Genomic DNA, 3,475 nt, shown 5'->3' with positions numbered 1-3,475 from the left:
CGCTTTCCGATACTATCTAAACTTATCAAACAGGTGATTCTGTTTAATTATCAGATTATTGACAAAGTCTTTTTTCATTCGGACGCCAGCGTGGCGTCCGTTAATTGGATACAACAAATTGGGGTTTGTCATCAGTCTGACACAATATTTTGTGTCAAACTACTGACACGTTAAAATAATATAAAATTTGTAGGGTGGGCTTTAGCCCACCATATTTACAATTCATAAGTTACGAAATGGTGGGCTAAAGCCCACCTTACTAATTTTTATCCCCGATAAGTGAATGAAAAAATACTTCCTCGTTCTATTTAGTTTACTCATTTTCACGCCAATTGCTTTTTCTGCTGAACGCCAAATTCAGTGTAAAGTTGTAGGAATTAGCGATGGCGACACATTAACCTGCTTACTTGAGAGAACACCAATTAAAATTCGCCTGCAACATATTGATGCTCCAGAGTCTGCCCAAGCATTCGGCAATCGAGCCAAACAAGCACTGGCTAATTTAACATTTAAGAAGAACGTAACTATCCATATTTCGGGCTATGATAAATACCAACGCTCATTAGGGGTAGTTTATGATGATAAAAGAAATATCAATCTTGCGTTAGTTGAAATGGGAATGGCGTGGGCATACCGTCAAACACAACCTATTTACCAACAAGCTCAACAACAGGCTCAAGCAAATAAAATAGGCTTATGGCGAGATCCTAATCCTATCGATCCAGCAGATTGGCGAGCAAGTAAGCGGTCAGATACCGCACAAAATTTGCAAAAGATCCCTAACAACTTACCGCTTGGGATAGTCGATTGTAGTAAACAATTAAGCTGCAAAGAGATGGAGAGGCGTGGTTTTAGCTACACTCAAGTTCAACAACATTTTCAACAATGTGGTTGGAAAGAGCGAGATAGCAACAAAGATGGTATCCCTTGTAATCGACTCTACCGTAAGGCACAACAACGATGATAAATACACAATTTCGAGAACAATTTCCCTATTTTAATCCAAGCAATGATTGGACTTATTTAGACTCTGCCGCCACAACCTTAAAACCACAGATATTGATTGATGAAACTTGTCAATTTTACCAATCAGCAGGATCTGTTCACCGTAGCCAATATGATTTAGCTCAAACGCAAGCCTATGAAAAAGCTAGAGATTTAGTCGCAAAACGTTTTAATGTAGCTACCCGAGATGCTGTGATTTGGACAAGTGGCACAACTCACGCCATTAACATTATTGCTAACGGACTTTCTGAACAAATTCAAACCGATGATGAAATCATTATTACCGTTGCAGAACATCACGCTAATTTTGTGCCTTGGCAACAATTAGCGGAACGTAAACAGGCAAAATTAGTGGTATTACCGCTAAATGAAAATTATCAGCTAGAACCAACCGCTTTACAAAATGCCCTTTCCAAACGAACTAAAATTGTCGCACTCAATTTAGTTTCAAATGTAACGGGTATCCGCCAGCCTGTTGAAGATCTCATTCCGATTATCCGTCAATATACAGAAGCCAAAGTTATTCTTGATATTGCCCAAGCAGTCTGCTCTGAACAGGTTGATGTACAAAAATTAGATGCTGATTTTTACGCTTTCTCCGCCCACAAAATGTATGGTCCAACTGGTGTAGGCGTACTGATGGGAAAATTGCAAAGTTTAGCTCAAATCCAACCGCTTATTTTTGGTGGAAAAATGCTCCAAAATGTGACAGAGCAACAGCTCACTTTAGCCGAATTACCTTATCGTTTAGAAGCAGGGACACCAAATATTGCAGGTATTATCGGCTTTGGAAAAGTGCTTGAATGGTTAGAAAGATGGGATTTTCAACAGCTTAACCAAGGTTTATATCATCTAGCCACTCAAATGCGTGAACGCTTAGAGAGCTACCCTAATATACAAATTCTAGGCAATGCAATTAATCCAACGATGAGTTTTACTTTCAGCAATCAGCACCACGCAGATCTCGCAACGATTTTAGCCGAGCAAAAAATAGCATTACGCAGTGGCGAGCATTGTGCCAAGCCTTATTTACGTTATTTATCACAAACAGGAACTTTACGCTTATCCCTTGCTCATTACAATGTACCCGATGATCTTAACCAATTTTTTAATGCCCTGGATACTACGTTAGCTATTTTGCAAGATTAGGGTTAATCAGATCAAAAAATTGTAGATTTTATGAATTTCTGCTAGAACGGAAAAGCGGAATAAGGTAATCTTCACAACAGTTTTGATTTATTTTATAAGTTTAATTATTTTATTGATAAGGTGATTTTTATGATTAAAAAAATTGCAGTTTTAACAAGTGGTGGTGATGCACCAGGTATGAATGCCGCTATTCGTGGTGTAGTGCGTGCTGCATTAAGCGAAGGCTTAGAAGTATATGGTATTCAAGATGGTTATTATGGTTTATATCACGATAAAGTGATCCAACTAGAACGCCGCTCTGTATCTGAAGTGATTAATCGTGGAGGAACATTCTTAGGTTCTGCACGTTTCCCACAATTTAGAGATCCTGAAGTGCGTAAAAAAGCAGTAGAAACCTTAAAGAAATACGAAATTGATGCTCTTGTTGTAATCGGCGGTGACGGTTCATATATGGGTGCAAAATTACTCACTGAAGAATATGGCATCGCTTGTATCGGTTTACCTGGTACAATTGATAATGATATTGTAGGAACAGATTATACAATCGGTTTCCAAACAGCATTAGAGACTGCCCTAGAAGCAATTGACCGCTTGCGTGATACATCAACGTCTCACCAACGTATCTCCATTGTTGAAATTATGGGACGCCACTGTGGTGACTTAACTATCAATGCCGCTTTAGCAGGTGGTTGTGAATATATCATCGTACCAGAAAAAGGCTTAGATAAAGAATCACTAATGCGTAATATCGGTCAAGGTTTCGCAAAAGGAAAACGCCACGCCATTATTGCAATTACAGAAATGATGACCAATGTTCACGAGCTTGCAAGAGAAATTGAAGAACGTTTCGGACACGAAACTCGTGCAACCGTATTAGGACATATTCAACGTGGTGGTGCCCCTTGTGCTTTCGACCGCATCTTAGCATCTCGTATGGGCGTATATGCCGTTGAGTTATTACTCCAAGGTTACGGCGGACGTTGTGTAGGTATTCAAAACGAAAAACTCGTTCACCACGACATTATTGATGCAATTACCAATATGCGTCGTCCATTTAAAGAAGAGCTATTTGAAACATCAAGAAAGTTATTCTAAGTATCTCAAGTAGCAAAAACGCAGGAAATTTCCTGCGTTCAGATTATTGACAAAGTCTTTTTTCATTCGGACGCCAGCGTGGCGTCCCTACAAGGGAAGTTATAACTAATTGAAAAATAACAGATTTTATTTTGTTATGTAGGGACGCCACGCTGGCGTCCGTTAATTGGATACAACAAATTGGGGTTTGTCATCAGTCTGAGGGGAAATTAAATTTCCCCTTGAT

The 3,475-nt window shown here is 39.2% G+C and carries 3 protein-coding genes; all 3 read left to right on the top strand.

Features of this window, described 5'->3' with window-relative positions:
- Positions 1 to 283 precede the first annotated feature (283 nt).
- The 3 genes from A1D25_RS09390 to pfkA all read left to right on the top strand — a co-directional run bounded on the left by A1D25_RS09390 (position 284) and on the right by pfkA (position 3,249).
- Positions 284 to 964, top strand: a complete 681-nt coding sequence (locus A1D25_RS09390; RefSeq protein ID WP_157395414.1) for a thermonuclease family protein — start codon at positions 284 to 286, stop codon at positions 962 to 964.
- A complete protein-coding gene (locus A1D25_RS09385) occupies positions 961 to 2,154 on the top strand; it encodes an aminotransferase class V-fold PLP-dependent enzyme (protein WP_157395413.1) in 1,194 nt (397 codons plus the stop codon). The genes A1D25_RS09390 and A1D25_RS09385 overlap by 4 nt, the downstream gene beginning before the upstream one ends.
- A gap of 129 nt (positions 2,155 to 2,283) precedes the next feature.
- Entirely contained in the window at positions 2,284 to 3,249 is a 966-nt protein-coding gene (gene pfkA / locus A1D25_RS09380; protein ID WP_420825116.1) for a 6-phosphofructokinase, read from the top strand.
- The last annotated feature ends 226 nt before the right edge of the window (positions 3,250 to 3,475 follow it).

It is taken from the genome of Ursidibacter arcticus, assembly GCF_009761375.1.
Classification (GTDB): domain Bacteria; phylum Pseudomonadota; class Gammaproteobacteria; order Enterobacterales; family Pasteurellaceae; genus Ursidibacter; species Ursidibacter arcticus.
The sequence above is the reverse complement of the archived record's forward strand: the minus strand, read 5'-3'. Positions and strand labels throughout refer to the sequence as shown.

What these genes read in the sequence shown, in the direction of transcription:
- A1D25_RS09390 (WP_157395414.1), top strand. Translation starts at nt 284, where the DNA reads ATGAAAAAATACTTCCTCGTTCTATTTAGTTTACTCATTTTCACGCCA.
- A1D25_RS09385 (WP_157395413.1), top strand. Translation starts at nt 961, where the DNA reads ATGATAAATACACAATTTCGAGAACAATTTCCCTATTTTAATCCAAGC.
- pfkA (WP_420825116.1), top strand. Translation starts at nt 2,284, where the DNA reads ATGATTAAAAAAATTGCAGTTTTAACAAGTGGTGGTGATGCACCAGGT.